23 protein-coding genes are annotated in these 21958 nt (G+C 70.3%); 9 read left to right on the forward strand and 14 right to left on the reverse strand.

What is annotated here, in order from left to right:
- The first annotated feature begins 2 nt into the window (after nucleotides 1-2).
- The 3 genes from tpiA (at nucleotide 3) to NLX83_RS23815 (ending at nucleotide 1526) form a co-directional block, all read left to right on the forward strand.
- Nucleotides 3-788: a triose-phosphate isomerase gene (gene tpiA, locus NLX83_RS23805; RefSeq protein ID WP_254237343.1), complete on the forward strand. Its 786-nt coding sequence runs from the start codon at nucleotides 3-5 to the stop codon at nucleotides 786-788.
- A 102-nt stretch (nucleotides 789-890) separates the two neighbouring features.
- Nucleotides 891-1127, forward strand: a complete 237-nt coding sequence (secG, locus tag NLX83_RS23810) for a preprotein translocase subunit SecG (protein ID WP_254237344.1) — start codon at nucleotides 891-893, stop codon at nucleotides 1125-1127.
- Nucleotides 1128-1184: 57 nt separating this feature from the next.
- Nucleotides 1185-1526 (forward strand): RNA polymerase-binding protein RbpA, encoded by a 342-nt coding sequence (locus NLX83_RS23815; protein WP_254237345.1) that lies wholly within the window; start codon nucleotides 1185-1187, stop codon nucleotides 1524-1526.
- A gap of 60 nt (nucleotides 1527-1586) precedes the next feature.
- On the opposite strand, the gene NLX83_RS23820 is transcribed toward NLX83_RS23815, so the two are convergent.
- Entirely contained in the window at nucleotides 1587-2390 is an 804-nt protein-coding gene (locus NLX83_RS23820; protein ID WP_254237346.1) for a glycerophosphodiester phosphodiesterase, read from the reverse strand.
- Between the two features lie 167 nt (nucleotides 2391-2557).
- Here NLX83_RS23820 and NLX83_RS23825 point away from each other — a divergent pair, with 167 nt between their 5' ends.
- The 3 genes from NLX83_RS23825 (at nucleotide 2558) to NLX83_RS23835 (ending at nucleotide 5119) form a co-directional block, all read left to right on the forward strand.
- The gene (locus NLX83_RS23825; RefSeq protein ID WP_254237347.1) at nucleotides 2558-3034 is read left to right on the forward strand and encodes a hypothetical protein; all 477 of its coding nucleotides are present in this window, start codon (nucleotides 2558-2560) and stop codon (nucleotides 3032-3034) included.
- 1 nt (nucleotide 3035) lies between these two features.
- On the forward strand, nucleotides 3036-3827 hold the full coding sequence (locus tag NLX83_RS23830) for an NBR1-Ig-like domain-containing protein (protein ID WP_254237348.1): 792 nt from the start codon (nucleotides 3036-3038) through the stop codon (nucleotides 3825-3827).
- Nucleotides 3828-3928: 101 nt separating this feature from the next.
- The gene (locus NLX83_RS23835) at nucleotides 3929-5119 is read left to right on the forward strand and encodes a glycosyltransferase 87 family protein (protein ID WP_254237349.1); all 1191 of its coding nucleotides are present in this window, start codon (nucleotides 3929-3931) and stop codon (nucleotides 5117-5119) included.
- Here the strand turns inward: NLX83_RS23835 and pgl are convergent.
- Nucleotides 5041-5820 carry a 6-phosphogluconolactonase gene (pgl, locus tag NLX83_RS23840; protein WP_254237350.1) on the reverse strand — a complete coding sequence of 260 codons (780 nt, stop codon included), beginning with the start codon at nucleotides 5818-5820 and terminating at the stop codon, nucleotides 5041-5043. The genes NLX83_RS23835 and pgl overlap by 79 nt on opposite strands.
- Complete coding sequence (locus NLX83_RS23845; protein ID WP_254237351.1) at nucleotides 5817-6737, reverse strand: LysR family transcriptional regulator; 921 nt, start codon at nucleotides 6735-6737, stop codon at nucleotides 5817-5819. The genes pgl and NLX83_RS23845 overlap by 4 nt, the downstream gene beginning before the upstream one ends.
- Before the next feature lie 76 nt (nucleotides 6738-6813).
- Here NLX83_RS23845 and NLX83_RS23850 point away from each other — a divergent pair, with 76 nt between their 5' ends.
- Nucleotides 6814-7512: an aspartate/glutamate racemase family protein gene (locus NLX83_RS23850; RefSeq protein WP_254237352.1), complete on the forward strand. Its 699-nt coding sequence runs from the start codon at nucleotides 6814-6816 to the stop codon at nucleotides 7510-7512.
- Here NLX83_RS23850 and NLX83_RS23855 read toward each other — a convergent pair.
- The 11 genes from NLX83_RS23855 to tkt form a co-directional block, all read right to left on the reverse strand.
- On the reverse strand, nucleotides 7465-7872 hold the full coding sequence (locus tag NLX83_RS23855) for a hypothetical protein (protein WP_254237353.1): 408 nt from the start codon (nucleotides 7870-7872) through the stop codon (nucleotides 7465-7467). The genes NLX83_RS23850 and NLX83_RS23855 overlap by 48 nt on opposite strands.
- Before the next feature lie 316 nt (nucleotides 7873-8188).
- Nucleotides 8189-8551, reverse strand: coding sequence for a hypothetical protein (locus tag NLX83_RS23860; protein ID WP_254237354.1), 363 nt, complete (start codon nucleotides 8549-8551; stop codon nucleotides 8189-8191).
- Entirely contained in the window at nucleotides 8544-9404 is an 861-nt protein-coding gene (locus NLX83_RS23865; protein WP_254237355.1) for a hypothetical protein, read from the reverse strand. The genes NLX83_RS23860 and NLX83_RS23865 overlap by 8 nt, the downstream gene beginning before the upstream one ends.
- 4 nt (nucleotides 9405-9408) lie before the next feature.
- On the reverse strand, nucleotides 9409-9663 hold the full coding sequence (locus NLX83_RS23870) for a hypothetical protein (RefSeq protein ID WP_254237356.1): 255 nt from the start codon (nucleotides 9661-9663) through the stop codon (nucleotides 9409-9411).
- A gap of 201 nt (nucleotides 9664-9864) precedes the next feature.
- Complete coding sequence (locus NLX83_RS23875) at nucleotides 9865-10341, reverse strand: (2Fe-2S)-binding protein (RefSeq protein ID WP_254237357.1); 477 nt, start codon at nucleotides 10339-10341, stop codon at nucleotides 9865-9867.
- Between the two features lie 9 nt (nucleotides 10342-10350).
- Nucleotides 10351-12663 (reverse strand): molybdopterin cofactor-binding domain-containing protein, encoded by a 2313-nt coding sequence (locus tag NLX83_RS23880; protein ID WP_254237358.1) that lies wholly within the window; start codon nucleotides 12661-12663, stop codon nucleotides 10351-10353.
- Nucleotides 12664-12771: 108 nt separating this feature from the next.
- On the reverse strand, nucleotides 12772-13821 hold the full coding sequence (gene opcA, locus NLX83_RS23885) for a glucose-6-phosphate dehydrogenase assembly protein OpcA (protein WP_254237359.1): 1050 nt from the start codon (nucleotides 13819-13821) through the stop codon (nucleotides 12772-12774).
- Nucleotides 13818-15350, reverse strand: a complete 1533-nt coding sequence (gene zwf / locus NLX83_RS23890; protein WP_254237360.1) for a glucose-6-phosphate dehydrogenase — start codon at nucleotides 15348-15350, stop codon at nucleotides 13818-13820. Before zwf ends, opcA begins: the two co-directional genes overlap by 4 nt.
- Complete coding sequence (locus tag NLX83_RS23895; protein ID WP_374118800.1) at nucleotides 15347-16951, reverse strand: glucose-6-phosphate isomerase; 1605 nt, start codon at nucleotides 16949-16951, stop codon at nucleotides 15347-15349. Before NLX83_RS23895 ends, zwf begins: the two co-directional genes overlap by 4 nt.
- Before the next feature lie 40 nt (nucleotides 16952-16991).
- Nucleotides 16992-18104 (reverse strand): transaldolase, encoded by a 1113-nt coding sequence (tal, locus tag NLX83_RS23900; protein ID WP_254237362.1) that lies wholly within the window; start codon nucleotides 18102-18104, stop codon nucleotides 16992-16994.
- Nucleotides 18101-20197: a transketolase gene (tkt, locus tag NLX83_RS23905; protein WP_254237363.1), complete on the reverse strand. Its 2097-nt coding sequence runs from the start codon at nucleotides 20195-20197 to the stop codon at nucleotides 18101-18103. Before tkt ends, tal begins: the two co-directional genes overlap by 4 nt.
- 292 nt (nucleotides 20198-20489) lie before the next feature.
- Here tkt and NLX83_RS23910 point away from each other — a divergent pair, with 292 nt between their 5' ends.
- The gene (locus NLX83_RS23910) at nucleotides 20490-21440 is read left to right on the forward strand and encodes a heme o synthase (RefSeq protein ID WP_254237364.1); all 951 of its coding nucleotides are present in this window, start codon (nucleotides 20490-20492) and stop codon (nucleotides 21438-21440) included.
- 69 nt (nucleotides 21441-21509) lie between these two features.
- Nucleotides 21510-21926 (forward strand): Imm1 family immunity protein, encoded by a 417-nt coding sequence (locus NLX83_RS23915; protein WP_254237365.1) that lies wholly within the window; start codon nucleotides 21510-21512, stop codon nucleotides 21924-21926.
- Nucleotides 21927-21958: the final 32 nt, after the last annotated feature.

Raw genomic sequence — 21958 nt, forward strand, 5'->3', positions numbered from 1 at the left:
AGATGGCCCGCAAGCCGCTCATCGCAGGCAACTGGAAGATGAACCTCAACCACTTCGAGGCCATCGCCCTGACGCAGAAGATCGCGTTCTCGTTGCCCGCCAAGTACTTCGACAAGGTCGAGGTCGTCGTGCTGCCGCCGTTCACCGACATCCGCAGCGTGCAGACCCTGACCGACGGGGACAAGCTGCTGTCGAAGTACGGCGCCCAGGACATCTCCGCGCACGACTCGGGCGCCTACACCGGCGACGTCTCCGGGCCGATGCTGGCGAAGCTGGGCTGCTCCTACGTGGTGGTCGGGCACTCCGAGCGCCGCGAGTACCACGCGGAGACCGACGAGGTGGTCAACCGCAAGGTGCGGGCGGTGCTCAAGCACGGGATGGCGCCGATCATGTGCGTCGGCGAGCAGCTGGAGGTCCGCGAGGCGGGCACCCACGTCCAGCACTGCACCGACCAGCTCATCGCGGGCCTCAAGGGGCTCAAGGCCGAGCAGGTCAAGGACGTGGTCATCGCCTACGAGCCGGTGTGGGCCATCGGAACGGGCAAGGTGGCCACGGCCTCCGACGCCCAGGAGGTCTGCGGCGCCCTGCGGGCCGCGCTCGCCGAGAAGTACGGCCCGGAGATCTCCGCCGCGGTCCGCGTGCTCTACGGCGGCTCGGTCAAGTCCGGCAACATCAGCGAGCTGATGAAGGGCGACGACGTGGACGGAGCCCTGGTCGGCGGGGCGAGCCTGGACGGCGAGGAGTTCGCCAAGCTCTGCGCGCTCGCCGCCGGTGGGCCGCTGCCGTAGGGACGTTAGGGTTTCGCTTCAATGATTTGAGCCCGGGGGCGGTCATCCGTCCGCGAGCGACCCGGTACCCTGTGATGTCAACCGCTGTACGGCGAGGGTGAGATGCAGCTTTTTCTTCAGATCATGTTGATCGCGTCGAGCATTGTGCTCATTCTGCTCGTGCTGCTGCACCGTGGGCGTGGAGGCGGTCTGTCCTCCCTGTTCGGCGGTGGCATGCAGTCGAGCCTGTCCGGCTCCAGCGTGGTGGAGAAGAACCTCGACCGGATCACGATCTTCGTGGGCGCGGTCTGGTTGATCTCCATCATCGGGGTCGGCCTGCTGCTCAAGACGGGCGCATGACGGCGTTGGTCTCCGCTGGGGATCGATGGGCTAACGGGGTCGGGAGTGTGAGGGTCGATGGCTGGTGGTAACGCGATCCGCGGCACCAGGGTCGGGGCAGGACCGATGGGCGAGTCCGAGCGCGGGGAGTCCGCTCCGCGGCGCCGCGTCTCGTACTACTGCTCGAACGGGCACGAGGTGAAGCCGTCCTTCGCGTTGGAGGCCGAGGAGCCTGAGACGTGGGACTGCCCGCGCTGCGGTCTGCCCGCGGGGCGGGACTCGCACGAGCCCCCGGCTCCACCGAGGAACGAGCCGTACAAGACGCACCTGGCGTACGTGAAGGAGCGGCGTTCCGACTCCGACGGCGAGGCGATCCTCGAAGAGGCCCTCGCCAAGCTCCGCCAGCAGCGCGGCGAGTAACGGCGCACAGCACCACCGAACGGCCCGGAAGCCTCCTGCTTCCGGGCCGTTCGACTGCCCTTACAGGGCGCGGAGGACGTCGGGGCGGTTGGTGATGATGCCGTCGACCTCGCGGGAGATCAGGGTGCGCATGAGGTCGGCGGAGTCCACGGTCCACACGTTGGCCTTCATCCCGTGCCGGTGCACGGCCGCGATGTACTCGCCGGTGGCCGACGCGTGCGGCGGGTTCACCTGGTCGGAGTAGCGGGCGATCTCGGCCAGCTCTTCGACCTTGGGGGTGCCGAGCACGCCGAGCACCGCCCTGGGCGCCAGGCCGCGGAAGGTCCTGATCCACGGCCAGTTGAAGCTCTGCACCTGTACGCGACCCCGCCACGACGGCCAGGCGGTGATCTGCCTGGCGATCTCGCGCTCGATTCCGGGGTAGAGCTCGGGCGCCTTCGCCTCCAGGAGCAGGCCCACCCGGTGCGGGGCCAGCGCGCGCAGGAACTCCGGCAGCGTGGGCACCCGCTCACCGGCGAACTTCGGGTTCTTCCACGAGCCCGCGTCCAGCCGCTTGATCTCCGCGAGGGTGAAGTCGGCGATCTTCCACGGCGCCCTGGTGGGGAAGAGCTGCTCGACGTCGGTGGTGCGGGCCAGGGTGGTGTCGTGCATCAGCACCAGGTGCCCGTCCTTGGAGCGCTGCACGTCGATCTCCACCAGGTCGGCCCGCATCCGCGCACCGAGGCGCATCGCGACCAGGGTGTTCTCCGGCGCGTCGTAGGAGGCTCCCCGGTGGGCGATGTTGGTGACGTCCGGAGCGGCCTCGGCGGCGGGTGCGCCGAGCAGCGCGGCGAGGACCGCGACGAGAACGGTACGGCGGAGCATGGGCTCTCCAGTCGATAGTCGATAGTCGACGGCAGCGACGACCTCGCGATGATTCCCGCTGGAGCCGCCCGCGGCAGCGCGTGGTTTCCGCGACGCGGGCAAACGCGAGGCCGCGTGATGATCACGGGCGCGGAGCGAGAACCTGTGGTTGTTTGTAGAGTCCTCCGGTGCTCTCCTCAAGCGACACGCGGGGCAACCCCGGCCCCGACGCTTCTCCGGCCACGATCGGCCTCGCGGTCACCGCCGGGGTGCTGTTCGTGAGCCTGGCGCTGCCCTGGCTGACCCGCACCGGCCTGAACGACGGCACCTACTGGGTCAACAGGTTCATCACCGGCTGGGGCGTCTTCCCGACAGCCGTCGACAATTCGCGAACCGATGCCACGGCCATCGCCGTGCTGGCGGTGCCCCTCACCGTGCTCCTGCTGATCGCGCTGGCGGCGGCGGCCGTCTTCACCGGGTCTTCGCGCGTCAACACCACCACCGTCGTCGCCGGGTGGCTCTGCGCCGCCGCTTGCGCGGGCCTCATGGTGCTGACCGGCCGGGACGACGACGTGGACGTCGGCTCGGGGTTGTCGACCGCGATGCTGGCGGCGATCGGCATCGCGCTGATCGCGGCGAAGCGGCGAAGCACCCTCGCCTCCTGACATGCGCACGACAGTGCCGAACGCCAAGGGGCGCAGGGGGCGGACCGCGCACCGGCCGGACAGCGCGGCCGGTCCGGTCGGTCGGTTCGCCGTCGAGCTGTGGGAGCTCAAGCGCGCGGCGGGTGACCCTTCTTACGACCGGATGCGCTCGGAACTCGGGGCGCTGGCCTCCAAGTCCGCCCTGTCCGCCGCGGCCCGCGGGGAGCGCCTGCCGACCTGGGAGACCACCTGGGAGTTCGTCCGCGTGCTCGCGGTCGGTGTGCTCGGCGAGAACGAGGACGCGGTGCGCGCCGCCTGGCGCGAGCGCTGGGAGCTGGCCGCGACCCCGATCCGGGCTGTGCCGCACCCGGTCCGGTGGCGGACCTGGCGCCTCGCCGCGGTCCTGGTCGTGGTGCTGGTGGCGACCGGCGTCGTGGGAACCGGACCGACGCCCTCGAAGCACGCGTTCCTGGTCACCGGCGGCGCGGTGGTGGGTTCGGTGGTGGACGTGAGCGAAGACCAGGCGAGCGAGATCCGGGTCGGCGATCTCATCACCAAGGTGTGGGAGTTCCACAACACCAGCCCGACCTGGTGGGACATGCACGAGCTGGCCAAGGTCGAGCAGTCGGGTTCGTGCCGGACGCCGACCTCGCTCGCGGTTCCCCCGATTTCGCCCGGGGCGAAGGCGCGCGTCGCGGTGCTCATCAAGGCCCCGCCCGAGCCGGAGTCCTGCCGAAGTTACTGGAACGTGGTCGAGGGCAAGGAAGTCCTCCATCGCGCGGTCGCCCGGATTGACCTGAAGATCACCCGCTGACCTGCGCGAAGACCAAAGGTAGTCAATTCTGGTTTGGCCACACCGGGTTATCGGACATTTCACCGGAGAATGGTCCGGGAAACCGCGCCTAGGTTCGCCCTATGCGATTCATTTCCGCCGAGCACATTCGCGCGCGCTGGCTGACTCTCGTGTTCCTGATCACTGTCGGCGGCTACGCGGTGTCGTTCTGGTGGTCACCGCCGATCATGCTCGACCTGCACGTCTACGCCGAGGCCGTGCGGGCGCTGGCCACCAGTGATCGGCTCTACCTGGACAGCTACGCGGGCATGCGGTTCGTCTACCCGCCGTTCGCCGCGATCCTCATGACCACGATGACGGCGGTGCCCCCGGCCGCGCTGCCCGCGCTGATGACCGCGCTCAGCGTCGCCGCCCTCGGCGCGGCCCTCTGGTGCGCGCTGCGGCTCGTCCGGCGAACCCGGCCCGCACTGGTGCTCGGCCTGTGCGGACTCGCGCTCTGGCTGGAGCCGGTGCGGACCAACCTGGACTTCGGCCAGGTGAACATCTTCGTGATGTTCTTGGTACTGCTGGATTTCAGCCTCCGCGCGGACAACCGGCTGAAGGGCGTCGCGCTCGGTCTGGCGGTCGCGGTGAAGCTCACTCCGGCGATCTTCGTGGTCTACCTGCTGCTCACCAAGCGGTACCGGGTCGCCGCGGTCGCGGGGCTGACGGTGCTCGGCACGATCTCCCTGTCGTTCCTGGTGCTGCCCGTGCAGTCCGCCCGGTTCTGGGGCGGCGCGGGCTTCGACGCCTCCCGAATGGGTGGCTATCTGGACTTCTACGGCAACCAGTCCCTCGGCCAGCTCATCGGCGGCACGTCCCTCGTCACCGCGGTCGTCGGCGTGGCCGGTCTGCTGGCCGCCCGGCGGGTGTGGCAGCGGTTCGGTGAGCTGCCCGGCGTGCTGATGTGCGCGCTCACCGGGCTGCTGGTCTCACCGGTTTCCTGGCACCACCACTGGGTCTGGGTCGCGCCCGCGCTCGTGTTGCTGCTGGACGCCTCGGTGCCACTGGTCGCCGCGTTCGTGGCCCTGTTCGCGTGCCTGCCGGGACCGTCGGACCTGCCCCACCTGCGACTGGGCCTGCTGCACTGGAGCTACGCCGGGGCCGACAGCCCGTGGCCGCTCGGCGCGCTCCAGTTCCTCACCCACAACCTCTACGTGCTCGCCGGACTGGCCGTGCTCGTCTGGACCCTCATTCACACGAGGGGCGGGACGAACATCCCCGGCACCTTCGTCGCGGCGGAACGGTCGAGCATCCACAGCGTGCGCAGCTGACCCCGGGCACCGGCCGCGGGCAGCTGGACCTCACCGGCCTCGCCGAGCGCCATGGACACCGCGGCGGCCTTCGCATCGCCCGTGGTGAGCAGCCAGACCTCGGTCGCGTGCCGGATCGCGGGCAGCGTCAGCGACACGCGGGTGGGCGGCGGCTTGGGGCAGTTGCGCACCGCGACGACGGTCCGCTCCGTCTCGTAGACCGCGGGCGAGGCCGGGAACACCGACGCCACGTGGCCTTCGCCGCCGACGCCGAGCATGCACACGTCGAAGGTCGGCACCGGCCCGTGGTCCTCCGGTCGCGCGGCGCGCGCGAGCACCTCCGCGTAGTCCGCGGCGGCGGCCTCCGGGTCGTCGCCGAAGCGCCCGTCGCTGGGCTCCATCACGTGCACGCGCTCCGGGTCCACCGGGAGGTGGTCCAGCAGCGCCGCGCGGGCCTGGGTCTCGTTGCGCTCCGGGTCACCCGCGGGCAGGAACCGCTCGTCGCCCCAGTACATGTCCACCCGGGACCAGTCGACGGCATCCCGCGCAGGCAGCTCGCGCAGCTGTTCCAGCACGGCGATCCCGGTGCCACCGCCGGTCAGCACCACCGAGGCCGTGCCCCTCGCCGTCTGCGCGTCGACGAGCCGGGTCACCAGCCGCGCCGCGGCCGCCGCCGCCAGCAGCTCGGGGGAACTGTGCACCACTACCTGCGGTCGGGTCACTCTTCGTCCTCTCCTGCTTTCGCGTACTCCGGTGCAATCCTAGGACCGCCTGCCTTGCGAAGAAGCCCGAGCGCGGCCTTGATCGCCGGGACAGCGTCGGAACCGGCGACGGTGACCGCGGAGACCACCCGCGACGCGCCACCGCGGATCGGCACGGCCACCACCCCGGGATGGGTGAACGCGTCCAAGGCCAGCTGCGGCAGCAACGCGACCGCGAAACCGGCGGCCACCAGGTTCTGCACCACCACGTAGTCGTCGGTCTCGTGGCGGATGTCCGGCTCGAAGCCCGCTCGGCCGGTCAGCTGGAGCAGGTGGTCCCGGCACCGCAGGCACCCGGCGATCCAGCTCTCGCGCGCCAGCTTCGCGAGGTCCACAGTCCGTTGTGCCGCAAGGGGATGCTCGGCCGCGAGCACCACGCGAACGGGGTCCTCGCGCACCGGGTGCACCGCGAGGTCGGTGTCCGAGGGCGAGTGGTCGAAGACGACGGCGAGGTCGCAGTCGCCCGCGCGGAGCAGGCCGAGCGCTTCGGGCGGCTCGACCTCGATCAGGCGAACGTCGATGTCCGGGTACCGCCGGGACAACGCGGTCATCAGCCGCGGCGCCACGGTCGCGGCCGCCGAAGGGAACGCGGCGATGCGGAGCCGACCGGAACGCAGCTCGGCCAGCATCGCCAACTCGTCCTCGGCGGCCGAGAGCCGAGCCGCGAGGGCGTCGGCGTGGCGCAGCAACGCGGCTCCCGCGTCGGTGAGCCGCACCCCGGTCGCCTCGCGCACGACCAACGGCTGCGCGACTTCCCGCTCCAGACCGCGCAGGTGCTGGCTGATCGCGGGCTGCGTCCAGCCCAGGGCGCGCGCCGCCGCGCTGAGCGAGCCGTGCCGGGCGATCTCCCGGAAGAGCAGCACACGTCGCGGATCCACCTGCTCAAAGTACAGCTTTGAGGGATGGAAGGAGATCGTAGTTCTGCTTTGGTGCTGCTCGTGCGAGCCTGCCGGTATGCGGACGATCGGCCTTCTGGGCGGCATGAGCTGGGTGAGCAGCGCCGAGTACTACCGGCTGGCGAACGAGCTGGTCCGGCGGGAGCTGGGCGGGTTCCACTCGGCCAGGTGCGTGCTGTACTCGGTGGACTTCGCCGATGTCGAACGGCTCCAGGCCGAGGGCCGCTGGGCGGAGGCCGGGACTCTCCTCGGTGATGCCGCACGCAGCCTGGAGGCCGCGGGCGCGGACCTGATCCTGTTGTGCACCAACACGATGCACGAGATCGCCGACCGGATACAGGCAGCGGTGCGGATTCCCCTGCTGCACCTCGCCGACGCGACCGCGCGAGCCGTCACGGCCGCCGGGGTGCGCCGCGTCGGACTGCTCGGCACCGCTTACACGATGGAGCGGGACTACTACCGCGGACGGCTCGAAAGCCACGGGCTCGACGTGCTCGTCCCGGATGCCGCCGACCGCGCCGCCGTGCACCGCGTCATCTACGACGAACTGGTCAAGGGCGAGATCTCCGGCGCGTCCCGGCGGCTCTACCGCGAGGTCATCGCCCGGTTCGCGGACGCGGGCGCGGAGGGCGTGATCCTGGGCTGCACGGAGATCGAGCTGTTGGTGACGCAGGACGACAGCCCGCTGCCGGTGTTCCCGACCACCCGTCTACACGTCGAGGCTGCGGTGGCCGACGCGCTGGAACGGGCGACGTGAACAGAGCGCGAACACCACCGCCAGCACCGCCCACCCCGTCACATAGCTGACGAAGAGCGGCCACGGCGCTTCCAGCCACGAGCTCAGCGCGGCCAACAGGCTGAGGAACACCGCGATACCCAAGCCGAAACCGGGGATGAGGCCCCACAGACGGTTCACGCCGATCGATTTCGAGCCGCGGAGCACGATCCACGCGAACGGCGCCAGGAAGACGAGCTTCTCACCGCCTGCGTCCGGCGTTCCGTCCTGCCAGAGCCAGAAGTGGTGGCCGAGCACCGTGACGGCGGCGAGGAGGGCTGTCGCCACGGTGGTGGACAGCAACGGGGCAGGCCGCCCCGGCGTCGGAAGATCGTCGCTCAAGGGTTCCTCTTGGTGTGGTGGCGTACGGCCCAGGCTAGGGACTCCGCCACGGCACGACAAATAGACGACCTTGCTGCGAATCGCCGAAATGGGCAACGAATGGAGCTACCCCCACACCCCCTCATCCCACGCTGAGGCCGCCAAGATCTTCCGTTTCGTACTCTTGCCGGGATTTGGGAGCGCTCTCTTCCCCGTTATGAGTACGAAACGGGGTTCTCTAGACGGCGCGCGCGGGGGTTGGGGTGTGCGGGCGCGTGGGGTGCATGGGTTCAGTTTACGTGGTGTGCGGAGTGCTTGAGGACTTGCAGGACGGGGCCTAGTTCGCCTTTGCGAGGACGTTCGTGGTGGCGTAGACGAGCCGGGCGGGAACGTAGCCGCGCTGCTGCACCTGACGGATCAACTCTCGGCCTATCTCCTCCAATTCGGCGTCCATGTCGCGGTCACCTCGGAGTGTCAGCACGTAAGGCATCTTCGTGAACGGCATGTCGTCGGCCGGATCGTCCTCCTCCTCGTCGTTGTCGAGTGCGAGGTCGTAGTGGCGTCGGCCGTCGTGCGCCTCGTAGTCGGCGTAGTGCATCCGCGAGAGTTCGAAGCGCACACCGAGAAACTCGCCCAGGGCCTCGACCGTCGTATCGATGTTGTCGGGCGAGCCGAAGTACAACTCCAGGTAGTCAGCCACGAGTCCGGTTCCAATCGATGTCGTAGTCAGTACCCATGATGCGGACGCGCGCGAGGCGTTCCGTGAGCTCGGGTTGATCGCGGAGGTAGTCGTTCAGGCCCTGGAGTGCTTTCTCACGCGACAGTCCGACCGGGCTCACGTCGATGACGATGTTGTTGCCCTGCCCGTAGACAAGCGGATCGGTCGACTGGCGGCTGTCGTGCTGCATTCGGCGGATCACGCGGCCGATGTGGTGTGGGCCGTGCTGCGTACCCGAATGCGGTTGCAGTGTCTTGAACTCCACTGCGTACCCGTCGACCGCCGCGTCCGCGGTGCGCCCACCTGCCCGAGGCAGCGGTGCGATGCGATGGGGATCGAGTCGGGCCACGCGATGAGCGATGACTCTCTCCGGGGCGGAAAAGTGGAACCGTTGGGGGACAAGGGACTCGTCGACCCGGCCCGGCCAGGTCTTCGGATCGTCGGTGACCCACGGCGCGGGCTGACGCCGCGGCGAGACGGCGGGGGCGGTCTCCGAGATCGGGCGCATGGGAGGCGCGTGCACGGCGTGCTCGATGTACCGGTAGCTCCGGTCGTCGTCACGAGTGGGAGCGCCGAGGCACGCGTGCATGTAGTCCCGCGTGACGCGGTGCGTCTCGTGCGCGTGCCGCCGCCCGCTGTCCAGCTCGACCCCGGCGCGGTTGACCGCGGCGAGCGCCTCGCGCAGCTGGGGATTCGAGCTGGTGCGGGCCAAGTGGTGCAGACGGGGGAGTACGACGCCGCGCAGGTGCTCACGGGCCTCGGTCAGCGAATCCAGCGGGAGGTCGTCCACCGCCGCCTGGAGCCGCGCCTGGAGGTCGCCGATCGAGGACGTCACGGCGTCACAGCTCCGCGGTCGCGGTGCGCACGCATCCCAGCGCCCGCCGGAGGGTGGCTTCACCGTCGCGCACGGCCTTCTGCGCGAGAGCGAGCTCGTGCCGTGCCTTGTCGGGCCGCGAGTCGCAGGTCTTCGCCCACGCCGCGGCCAACTCGGCGTGCACGGCGGTCAGGCGCAGGCGTGCCTCGGCGACCTGGGCGAGCGGAATGTCCTCGCGGACGGCGTGCAGCCCGGCGCGCACCTCTTCGAGTTCGCTCATCGACTCCCCCCGAGTCCTTCACAACAGATGGTCTTCTCCTTTGCCGCCCTTGGGAAGACGTATTCGCCCAATAGGAGCAGACTGCTCTGGAGAAATGCCACGAATTGATTTTCCGTGGTGGCAAGCCGTTCTGGAGGTCAGCGGGAGGAAACGGCGGGTATTTTGTGCCAGTGCCGCAAACTGGCCCCAAATGGGGGAGATCTACATCCGTTCCGCGGCGGCGGTGATGGCCTCCCTGATCCGGTTGTAGGTGCCGCACCGGCAGATGTTGCGGATCTCGTCGAGGTCGGCGTCGGTGATCTTCCTGCCCTCGGCCTTGGCCTGGCGGACCTTCGCGACCGCGGTCATGATCTGGCCCGGCTGGCAGTAGCCGCACTGGGCGACGTCGCGGTCGAGCCAGGCCTGCTGCATGGGGTGCAGGGGTTTGCCGACCGTCCCGGGTAGCCCCTCGATGGTGGTGATCCTGTCGGTGGGTTTGACGTCGCCGACCCGGACGGCGCAGGGGTTGAAGACCTTGCCGTTGATGTGGCTGGCACAGGCTTTGCAGACCTCGACGCCGCAGCCGTACTTCGGGCCCATCACGCCGAGGACGTCGCGCAGCACCCACAGCAGCCGGACATCGTCCTCGACATCGACGGTGACCTGCTCGCCGTTGAGGATGAAGGTGTGTTCGGGCACGGAGTTCTCCTAGAAGGCGTTGCGGAGGCCGTCTGTGGGGGACTGGGGGATCGGCGGCACGGTGGGCAGGGGGTCGAAGCCGAGCGGGCCGTCGTGGTTGACCGGGAACGTGGTCGGCAGGGTCCCGGTGGCCCGGGTGTAGGCGCACGCGACGGCGGCGTAGCTCGCGGCGACACCGAACTCCCCGGCGCCACCGGGCTGGCCGGTCGTCGGCGGCATCACGATGATCTCCACGTCCTTCGGCACGTTCCACTGGCGCGTGTAGAAGTAGTTGTCCCAGCTGCCTTCCAGGAAGTAGCCGTCCTTCAGGTGCAGGCTGGAGGTGAGCGCGAGCGCGATGCCGTCGCTGATCCCGCCCAGCATCTGGGCTTCGAGCCCGCGCGGGTTGACGGCGAGGCCCGCGTCGACGGCGAACACGACCTTGGTCACCCTGGGGCCGGTGCGGGCCGAGGGGATCTTCCGGTTCACCGTCGCCGGACGGCAGTCGATCTCCACGAGCGCGGCGGAGAATCCCTTGTACTCGGCGTGGACGGCGATGCCCTGCGCCATTCCGGCGGGCATCGCGCGACCCCAGTTGCCGACCTTGGCGACCTTGTCGAGCACGGCGCGCGCCCGGTGGTCCCGCGCGAACTCCTGGCGGAACTTGTACGGGTCCTTGCCCATCTTGGCGGCGAGCTGGTCGACGAAGAGCTCCCGGGCGCAGCACACGTCGGGGGAGTAGATGTTGCGCATGCTGCCGGTGTTGAAGCCCTTGTTGACCTCGTTGAGCAGCTGGGTGGTGACGCCGAAGTTGTACGGCATGGTCTGGGTGAGCTGGAAAACGGTCTGGGAGAACGTGAAGTCGCCGACCGGGAGCTTGGCCGCGAGGGCGGTGATGATCTCCCCGAGGCCGTGGCCGAAGTCGGTGGACACGCTGGTGTGGCGGTGCTCGAAGGTCAGCACGTTGCCCGCGGCGTAGGTGGCGCGCAGGCGGGAGGTGCACATCGGGTGCGTCCGGCCCTGGCGGAAGTCGTCGGTGCGGTGCCACATCAGCTTCACCGGCTTGCCGAGCGTGCGGGAGATCTCGGCGGCTTCGAGCGCGGCGTCGAAGAACAGCTTGCGGCCGAACGATCCTCCGCCCTCGGTGACGTGCACCCGCACCGCGTTCTGCGGTAAGCCGATCTTGGCCGCGATCGCCTGCTGCGCCACGATCGGCGACTTGAGGCTGCCCCAGATCTCGGCGCGGTCGCGGCGGACGTCGGCGATCGCGCAGTTGGGCTCCAGCGCGCTGTTGCTGCGGAAGGCGAAGGTGAACCCGGCGTCCAGGGTCTTGGCCAGCAGCGGCAGCGGCGGCACCACCAAGGGCAGCTCGGCGGCTTTGAGCTCGCGCAGCACGGAGGCGTCGCTCGCCCCGGCGGCGGTGCCCTTGCCCCAGTCGACGCGCAGGGCGCGGACCGCGTCGACGCACTGGCCGAAAGTGCGGCCGCGCACCGCGACACCGGTGGAGATCGTGACCACGTCGGTGATCCCGGGCATCGCCCGCACCGCCGCGGCGTTGAGCACCGACCGCACCTTGCCGTTGATCGTCGGGGGCCTGCACACCATCGTCGGCAGCGCGTTCGGAATCCGCAGGTCCATCGCGAACACCTTGCGCCCGGTGACGGCGTCGAGCGCGTCGATCCGGTTGTGCGGCTTGCCGATGACGGTGAACTCCGAGCGCGGCTTGAGGGTGACCGAGACCTGTTCGGTCCGCGTGCTCGCGGCGCGCTGCGCGAGTTCGCCGTAGGTCACGCTCTTCCCGCCGCCGCCGGTGATCACACCGAGCTTGCTGGTGAGGTTGGTGACCGTGTCCCCGAGGACGATCGCCGCGGCCGCCAGCAGCCGTCCCTTGGCGATCGCGGCCGCGACCCGGATCGGGGTGTAGGTCGAGATCGTGGTGTTCGACGCCGCAGTCAGCTGGTTGAACAGCAGTTCGGGCCGCGAGTCGGCGAGCGTGATCTTGATCTTCTCGACCGGCAGGCCCAGTTCCTCGGCGATCAGCATCGCCGTCGAGGTGGTGACACCCTGGCCGACCTCGGCGCGCGGCAACGCGAACGACGCCGTCCCGTCGGAGTGGACCTGCACGGTGATCAGGGCCGAGGTCGGCACCGCCGCGGTGCTCAGCAGGTCGTTGAGGTCGAACAGATCGGCGGGCGGCGGCAGGGTCGGGATCGCGGCGGCGGCCTCCGGGGCCACGGCCGACCCGCCCAGCTCCGCGGCGGCCATCAAGGTCGGCGCGGCGAGTACATACCCGAGAAAACGGCGACGGTCCATTCCCTGCGGGGATCCACGGTGATCCGCCATGACAGTCCTTCCCGAACCGGCAGGTGTATGGGGCGCAGTTGTACACCACACCGGCGCCGGTCGGAAGGAGTGACGAAAGGGACGCCCGCACTCGGACGTCCCCTTCGCTTACTTCTTGGCCTTCGCCTTGGCGGGCTTGGCCTTCTTCGGTTTCGCCGCTGGTTCCGGCGAAGCCTCGGCGGCCGGAGCGGGCTCCGCCTTCGGCTTGGCGGCCTTGGCGGGCTTCTTCGGTGCCGCGCGACCCCGGACCACCTTGGGCAGTGCCCGCAGCGTCTCCTCGTAGGTCTCGTCGGGGTCGAGCCTGCGCAGCTCCTCGGCGAGGCAGTCGCGGACCGGGCGCCGTTGCAGCGCGACGCGGCGGTCGGGCTGGCCGGGCTGGTCGAGCGTGCCGACCTTGCCGTCGGGGCGGATCAGCGCCACGGCACCGGAGCGCCGCTCCAGCACCGCGGAGACGATGCCCTGGCCGGAGCTGGCCTTGGTGCGCGTCACCGGGATCTTCAGCCGCGCCGACAGCCACGCCGCGAGCAGGTCCGTCGACGGCGAGTCGGCCTCGCCGGAGACGGTGGCCGCGGTGACCTTCTCGTAGGGCGGCAGGTCCAGCGCGGCGGCCAGCAGGGCCCGCCACGAGGTCAGCCGCGTCCACGCCAGATCGGTGTCACCGTCCACATAGGACTCGCGACGCTGGTCGAGCGCCTTGATCGGGTTGCGCTCGGCGGCGGCGTCGGTGATCCGGCGCTGGGCCAGCGCGCCGATCGGGTCCTGGGACGGCTTCTCCGGGGACTCGAACGGCCACCACGCCACCACGGGTGCGTCGGGCAGCAGCAGCGGCACCACGCAGCTCGCGCCCTCGTCGGCCAGCGGGCCGTAGAGCCGCAGCACCACGACCTCGCTCGCCCCGGCGTCGCCGCCGACCCGGACCTGGGCGTCCAACCGCGCCGCGGCCTTGCGGGCGCCGCGGGCCAGCACGATCACCCGGCACGGGTGCTCGCGGCTGGCGTCGTTGGCCGCGTCGATGGCCTCCTCGGTGCGCGCGCCGTCGTCGGTGACGATGACCAGGGTGAGCACCCGGCCCAGGGCCACCGCCCCGCCCTGTTCGCGCAGCTCGACCAGTTTCTTGTTGACCTGGGAGGTCGTGGTCGAGGGCAGGTCGATGATCACGGGCGCCTCCAATGACGTCCGGAGCGGGCCATCATCGAGTCAGCGGACGCCGGGCCCCACGTGCCCGCCTTGTACTCCTCGGGACGGCCCTTCGCGGCCCAGTGCTTGAGCACCGGGTCGAGGATCTTCCAGGACAGCTCGACCTCGTCGTTCATCGGGAACAGCGAGGGTTCGCCGAGCAGCACGTCCAGCAGCAGCCGCTCGTAGGCCTCCGGCGAGGACTCGGTGAACGCGTGGCCGTAGCCGAAGTCCATCGTCACGTCGCGGATCTGCATCGCGGTGCCGGGCACCTTCGAGCCGAACCGCAGCGTGATGCCCTCGTCCGGCTGCACCCGGATCACCAGGGCGTTCTCGCCCAGCTCCTCGGTGGCCGTGGAGTCGAACGGCAGGTGCGGGGCCCGCTTGAACACCACCGCGATCTCGGTGACGCGGCGGCCCAGCCGCTTGCCGGTGCGCAGGTAGAACGGCACCCCGGCCCAGCGGCGGGTGTTCACCTCCAGCTCCACCGCGGCGAAGGTCTCGGTGGCCGAGTCGGGGGCGAAACCGCCCTCCTCCAGCAGCCCCGGCACCTTCTGGCCGCCCTGCCACCCGCCGGTGTACTGGCCGCGGGCGGTGGTCTCGTCCAGCGGTCCGGCGGGCCGGGTCGCCGAGAGCACCTTGACCTTCTCCGCCCGCAGCGCCGCCGGGTCGAAGGAGACGGGCTCCTCCATCGCGGTCAGCGCCAGCAGCTGGAGCAGGTGGTTCTGGATCACATCGCGCGCCGCGCCGATGCCGTCGTAGTAGCCCGCGCGACCGCCGAGGCCGATGTCCTCGGCCATGGTGATCTGCACGTGGTCGACGTAGTTGGAGTTCCAGATCGGCTCGAACAGCTGGTTCGCGAAGCGCAGCGCCAGGATGTTCTGCACCGTCTCCTTGCCGAGGTAGTGGTCGATGCGGAACACCGAGTCCTCGGGGAAGACCTCGTTCACCACGCGGTTGAGGTCCTTGGCGGTGGCCAGGTCCGAACCGAACGGCTTCTCGATCACCACGCGGCGCCACTGGTCCGGGTTCTGCGCCGACAGGCCGGAGCGGGCCAGCTGGCGGCAGACCGCCGGGAACGCGCCCGGCGGGATGGACAGGTAGAACGCGTGGTTGCCGCCGGTGCCGCGGACCCGGTCCAGGTCGCCGATGGTCTCGACCAGCTTGTCGAATGCCTCGTCGTCGTCGAAGCTGCCCTGCACGAAGCGGCAGCCCTCGGCGAGAGAGTCCCAGACCTCCTGCCGGAACGGCGTCCGGGCGTGCTGCTTGACCGCCTCGTACACCACCTGCTCGAAGTCCTGGTCGGCCCACTCCCGCCGGGCGAAGCCGGTGAGCGCGAAGCCCGGCGGCAGCAGCCCCCGGTTGGCCAGGTCGTAGATGGCGGGCATCAGCTTCTTGCGGCTGAGGTCACCGGTCACGCCGAAGATCACCAGGCCGCAGGGCCCGGCGATCCTGGGAAGTCGCTTGTCCCGCTCGTCGCGCAGCGGGTTGCGCCAGGTTTTGGCACTCACAGCGAGTCCTGCACCGCCTTCACCAGGTGGACCAGGCCCTCTGCCCGGTCGGTGAGGTGCAGGCGCAGCACCGGACGCCCGTGCTCGGCGAGCACCTGTCCGTCGCCGAGCGCCTGCGCCTTCTGCAGCACGCCAAGGGTGTACGGGCGGTCCGGCACCTCCAGGTCCTCCGGCGAGTAGCCGGTGATCTGCAGGAACACGCCGTTCTGGTGGCCGCCCTTGTGGTACTGGCCCGTGGAGTGCAGGAACCGGGGGCCCCATCCGAAGGTGGTCTGCAACCCGGTGCGCCGCGCGATCTCCTTGCGCAGCAACGCGATCGACGCGTCGTCGAGCCGGTCCAGGTAGGCCTGGATCGACAGGTAGCCGTGCTCCGGGGCCGCGTCGACGAGCGCCTTCAGCGCCGCCCCGACGGTCTCGGTCTCCGGCGCGAACAGCTTGTCCGCCCAGCCCGCCGCCTCGCCCGCGAGCCCGGAGGCGTAGACGTCGATCGGACCGTCCGAAATGGCCGGTGCCGCCGTCGTCTCGTCCGCGGGCGCGTCGAGCAGCGCGCGCGCCGCCTTCTTCGCGGCCTCGACATCGGGCTGGTCGAACGGGTTGATCCCGAGCAGCCTGCCCGCGGCCGCGGTCGCGTACTCCCACAACAGGAACTGGCCGCCGAGCGAGCCCGCGACCGCGATGGCCGCGGCGCCGCCGACACCGCCGATGCTGACCGCCGTCGCGTCCTCACCGGCGTCGGCGAACCCGGGCGCGTCGATGCCCTCGACCGCGACCGGCAGCAGGCCGGTGCCCTCCTTGCCGGTGGACTCGGCGATCAGCTGCTCCGCCCAGTCGGCGAAGCCCTTGATGCCCGAGTCGGCATCGGCGATGACGACCTTCTCCGCACCGCGCGCGTGCGCGGCGGCGAAGACGGAAGCCAGCAGCAGCGCCGGGTTCTCCGCGGAGTCCGCCGACAGTGACGGAGCAGCCGAAGCGGCGTCGTCGAGCAGCGTCGCGATGTCCGCACCGGCCAGACCGCTCGGCACCAGGCCGAAAGCGGTCAGCGCCGAGTAGCGGCCACCCACGTGCGGGTCGGCCAGGAACACCTTGCGGTAGCCCGCCTCCGCCGACGCCTTCGCCAGCGGCGAGCCCGGGTCGGTGACCACGACGATGCGCGAGGCAGCGTCGATCCCCTTGTCCCGGAACGCCTTTTCGAACACGCGGCGGTGGCTGTCGGTCTCCACCGTGCCGCCGGACTTCGAGGAGACCACGAGCACGGTGCGCTCCAGGTCCCCGGCGAGCGCGTCCGCCACCTGCGCGGGGTCGGTGGTGTCCAGCACGACCAGGTTGACTCCAGCGGTCGCGCAGATCACCTCCGGCGCCAGGGACGAGCCGCCCATGCCCGCGAGCACGACCCGGTCCACGCCCTCGCCGTGCAGTTCGGCGCGCAGCGCGTCGATCTCGGCGAGCAGCGGGCGGGAGGTCTCGTGCAGCGTGGTCCAGGACAGCCGGATGGACGCCTCCGGCTCGGCGGCCGGACCCCACAGCGTGGCGTCCCGTGCGGTCAGCTTGCTCGCGAACTGGTCGGAGACCAGCCTGTCCACCAGCGGAGCGGCCTCAGCCATCAGTCCACTGTGGACGAGTGTGACCGAAATGTCAGTCATCTCAACCCTTCGCTCGGCCGAGTTGGTCGGTCACCGTCTCCAGCAGCTCGGCCCAGGACTTCTCGAACTTGTCCACGCCCTCGGTCTCCAGGGTCACGAAGACGTCGTCGAGGTCGATGCCCGCGTCGGCCAGGGCGTCGAAGACCTCCTGGGCCGACTCGGCGGTGCCGGTGACGGTGTCGCCGGTGATCTTGCCGTGGTCGGCGACCGCGTGCAGCGTTTTCTCCGGCATCGTGTTGACGACACCCGGCGCGACCAGCTCGTCGACGTAGCGGGTGTCGGAGTAGTTCGGGTCCTTCACGCCGGTGGAGGCCCACAGCGGGCGCTGCGGGCGGGCGCCCGACTCGGCCAGCGCGGTCCACCGCGGTGAGGCGAAGACGTCCTCGTAGGCGGAGTAGGCCAGCCGCGCGTTGGCGATGGCGGCCTGCCCGCGCAGCGCCTCGGCCTCCGGGGTGCCCAGCTCGCCGATCCGCTTGTCGATCTCACTGTCCACACGGGACACGAAGAACGAGGCGACGGAGGCGATCGCGGACAGGTCGTGGCCGTTGGCCTTGGCCTGCTCCAAGCCCTCCAGGAACGCGTCCATCACCGCGCGGTAGCGCTCCACCGAGAAGATCAGCGTCACGTTCACGCTGATGCCCTCGGCCAGCGCCTTGGTGATCGCGGGCAGACCGGCGACGGTGGCCGGGATCTTCACCATCAGGTTCGGCCGGTCCACCGCCTTCCACAGCTCCTGCGCCTCGGCCGCGGTGGCGTCGGTGTCGTGCGCCAGCCGCGGGTCCACCTCCAGGGAGACCCGGCCGTCGAGGCCGTTGCTGGCCTCCCAGGTGGCGCGGAAGACGTCGCAGGCGTGCCGCACGTCGGCGGTGGTGATCTCGCGGACCGCCTGGTCCACGGACGCGCCGCGACCGGCCAGCTCGGCGACCTGCTTGTCGTAGGCGCTGCCCTTGGACAGCGCGCCCGCGAAGATCGTCGGGTTGGTGGTCACGCCGACCACCGAGGACTCGTTGATCAGCTCGACCAGGTTGCCGGACTCCAGGCGCTCGCGCGAGAGGTCGTCCAGCCAGATCGAGACACCGGCCTCGCTCAGTGCGATGAGGTTGGGATTACTCACTTCGTCGCTCCAATGCTGCGCTTGGCGGCCTCGACGACGGCGGTGTCGGTGAAGCCGAACTCGCGGAAGAGGGTCTGGTAGTCGGCCGACGCGCCGAAGTGCTCGATCGAGACGATCTCACCGGCGTCGCCGACGTAGCGGTACCACGGCTGCGCGATCCCGGCCTCGACCGCGACGCGGGCGCGGACCTCGCGCGGCAGCACGGAGTCCTTGTAGGACTGGTCCTGCGCCTCGAACCACTCGACGCACGGCATGGACACCACGCGGGCGGCAACGCCCTGCTCGGCCAGGATCTTCCCGGCGGCGACGGCGATCTGCAGCTCCGAGCCGGTGCCGATGAGGATCACGTCCGGGGTGCCTGCGTCGTTCTTGGCGTCGACGAGGACATAACCACCGCGAGCGACGCCCTCGGTGGAGGTGCCCTCGAGGGTCGGCACGTTCTGGCGGGTCAGCGCGATACCGGTCGGACCGTCCTGGGTCTCCAGCACCTTCCGCCACACCGCGGCGGTCTCGTTGGCGTCGCCGGGGCGGGCCACCGCGAGGCCGGGGATGGCGCGCAGCGCGGCCAGGTGCTCGATCGGCTGGTGCGTCGGGCCGTCCTCGCCGAGGCCGATCGAGTCGTGCGTCCACACGTAGACCACCGGCGACTTCATCACCGCGGCGAGGCGGACCGCCGGGCGCATGTAGTCGCTGAACACCAGGAAGGTGCCGCCGTACGGGCGGGTCGGGCCGTGCAGCGCGATGCCGTTGAGGATCGAGCCCATGGCGTGCTCGCGGACACCGAAGTGCAGCGTGCGGCCGTAGGGGTGCGCGGTCCACTCGCCGGTGGAGATCGACTCCGGGCCGAAGGAGTTCGCGCCCTTCATGGTGGTGTTGTTGCTCTCCGCCAGGTCGGCGGAGCCGCCCCACAGCTCCGGCAGCACGTCGGCGATGGCCGAGAGCACCTCGCCGGAGGCCTTGCGGGTCGCCAGGCCCTTGGCGTCGGCCTCCCACTTCGGCAGCGCGTCCGCCCAGCCCTCGGGCAGCTCCTTGGCGACCAAGCGGTCGTAGAGGGCCTTGCGCTCCGGGTTGGCCTGGGCCCACGCGTCGAAGGACTTCTGCCACTCGCCGCGGGCCGCCTCGCCGCGCTTGACGACCTCGCGGGCGTGCGCCAGCACCTCCGGCGCCACCTCGAAGCTCTGCTCCGGGTCGAAGCCGAGCACCTTCTTGACCTCGGCCACCTCCTCGCCGCCGAGCGCGGAGCCGTGGATCTTGCCGGTGTTCATCTTGTTCGGCGCCGGGAAGCCGATCACGGTGCGCAGCAGGATGATCGACGGGCGGTCGGTCACCGCGCGGGCGGCGTCGAAGGCGGCCAGCAGGTCCTTGACGTTCTCGCCGCCCTCGACGGACTGCACGTGCCAGCCGTAGGCCTCGTAGCGCTTGGCCACGTCCTCGCTGAGCGCGATCGCGGTGTCGTCCTCGATGCTGATCTTGTTGTCGTCGTAGACCAGCGTCAGGTTGCCCAGCTGCTGGTGCCCGGCGATCGAGGACGCCTCGGAGGTCACGCCCTCCTCGATGTCACCGTCGGAGGCGATCACGTAGATCTGGTGGTCGAACGGGCTCTCGCCGGGCGCGGCGTCCGGGTCGAACAGGCCGCGCTCGCGGCGCGCCGCCATCGCCATGCCGACCGCGGAGGACAGGCCCTGGCCCAGCGGTCCGGTGGTGATCTCCACGCCCGGGGTGTGCCGGTGCTCCGGGTGACCCGGGGTCAGCGAGCCCCAGGTGCGCAGCGCCTTCAGGTCGTCGAGCTCCACGCCGTAGCCGGAGAGGTAGAGCTGGATGTACAGGGTGAGGCTGGAGTGCCCGCAGGAGAGCACGAACCGGTCCCGGCCCGGCCAGTCGGCGTCCGCGGGGTCGTGCCGCATGACGCGCTGGAACAGGGTGTACGCGGCGGGCGCGAGGCTCATCGCGGTACCGGGGTGGCCGTTGCCGACCTTCTGCACGGCGTCGGCAGCGAGGACGCGAGCGGTGTCCACCGCGCGCCGGTCCAGCTCGGTCCAGTCCTCTGGCAGGTTGGGGGTGGTCAGACCGGTGAGGTCGGTGTTCACGGACACGGACGCTGTCCCACTTTCGCTTGAGGTTCCGCAAGGTCGCGCGCGAGGAGGGCGGAGCGTTGCCGCGGGTGAACTCAAGCGCTGTCCGCCCGGCGTGACGCACGTTCTCCCTCGTCCACCGATCAGCCTAGTAGTGGGCGGTGGCGAACGTCGCTTAAGGCACGTCACACGACCCCCCGCGCGCGTCGCTTCTGTAGCGTGCCTACCATTTGGGTGACCCGCGTTCCCCGGGTCGAAACCGATCTGATTCGAGGAGCCCCATGCCGCCGGTGATCGTTGCGGAGGGGACGCGATGAGCATCACCGCTGACGCGTCGGCCCGGAGCCACCACCGCCCGCGGCCGGACTGGAAGAACAGCCTTCGCGCCTACGTGGCCCTCACCAAGCCGCGCGTGATCGAACTGCTGCTGGTGACCACGATCCCGGCGATGCTGCTGGCCCAGCGGGGTCTGCCGTCGCCGCTGCTGGTGCTCACCACCCTCGTCGGCGGGATCATGGCCGCGGGCAGCGCCAACGCGCTCAACTGCGTCGCCGACGCCGATATCGACGCGGTGATGAAGCGGACCAAGGCCCGCCCGCTCGCGACGCACTCGGTGCCCCGGCGCAACGCGTTGGTCTTCGGCGTCCTGATGGGGCTCGGGTCCTTCGGCTGGTTCTTCGCGACGACCAACCTGCTGGCCGCGGTGCTCGCGGTGGCCACGATCCTGTTCTACGTCTTCGTCTACACCTTGGTCCTCAAGCGGCGCACCGCGCAGAACATCATCTGGGGCGGCGCGGCGGGCTGCATGCCCGTGGTGATCGGCTGGGCCGCGGTGACCGGCACCGTGGAGTGGCCCGCCTTCGTGATGTTCGGCGTGATCTTCTTCTGGACGCCGCCGCACACGTGGGCGCTGGCGATGAAGTTCAGCGACGACTACCGGGCCGCTGGCGTGCCGATGCTGCCCGCCGTCGCCGAGCCCGCCTACGTCACCCGGCAGATCGTGATCTTCACCTGGCTCATGGTCGCCTGGTCGCTGCTGCTGGTCCCGGCGGCCAGCTGGCTCTACCTGGCCGCGGCCGTGGTGGCGGGCGTCTGGTTCGCCGTGCTGACCCACCGCCTGCACGGCCAGGTCCGGCGCGGGGAGAAGGCCAACCCGATGCGCCTGTTCCACATGTCCAACACCTACCTGATGCTGGTGTTCGTGGCCCTCGCGGTGGATTCCGCGATCGGCCTCCCGGTGCTGAACTGGCCCTGGGCCTGGTAACCCCTTGCGGGGGCCGGTGGTCGCCGGGCACCATGGAAACACCAAGATCAACTCTATCTGGGTGGGCACATGACCAGCGTGGACGTCAGCTACCGCAGTGAGGTCGGCGGCAGGTGGCTGGAGCACCTGGAACGGATCAACGCCACGCTCTTCGACCGGATGCTGGCCGGGCGGCTGCCCGAGGTCGGCAAGCACGGCGCGATCATCCGGCACCGGCACCGCCCGGTCGACGACCGCGACCCCTCCGAGCGCGAGCTGATCTTCGGCGTGCGCAACGGCCGCGCCGCGCTGTACTACACCGACGAGACCGGCGCCTGGTACAGCCGCGGCCCGACCCCGGCCTCCCCGGACGAGCTCGTCTACGCCGACCTGGAGTTCCCGGCGCACTGCGAGATCTCGCTGATCAACCTCGCGCACGCGCTCGCCGAGTTCTTCGACACCCAGACCCGCCCCTCCTGCGTCTCCTGGCAGGAAGCCGACTTCTAACCCCACCCCACCCTCCCGTTGACGTACCCAAT

It is taken from the genome of Allokutzneria sp. A3M-2-11 16 (assembly GCF_024213555.1).
Classification (GTDB): domain Bacteria; phylum Actinomycetota; class Actinomycetes; order Mycobacteriales; family Pseudonocardiaceae; genus Allokutzneria.